Source organism: Massilia aquatica, from assembly GCF_011682045.1.
GTDB lineage: Bacteria > Pseudomonadota > Gammaproteobacteria > Burkholderiales > Burkholderiaceae_D > Telluria_A > Telluria_A aquatica.
Genome location: NZ_VVIW01000097.1, coordinates 1 through 211 on the forward strand (window position 1 = coordinate 1; position 211 = coordinate 211).

The window sequence follows — 211 nt, forward strand, 5'->3', positions numbered from 1 at the left end:
TGGGAAGCAGGTTAATATTCCTGCACCGTCGTATGATGCGATGGGGGGACGGATCGCGGAAGGTTGTCCAACGGTTGGAAGTGTTGGTTTTTGACTCATAGAAGGCGCTTAGGCAAATCCGGGCGCGCAATTCAAGGGGTCGAGACGAGAGACTTAGGTCTTGAAGCAATCGGAAGTGGTTCCAAGAAAAGCCTCTAAGCTTCAGTCATAC

General features: G+C 51.2%; 1 rRNA gene. It reads left to right on the forward strand.

Features of this window, described 5'->3' with window-relative positions:
• Positions 1-211 (forward strand): 23S ribosomal RNA (locus F1609_RS34025); the annotation flags it as partial.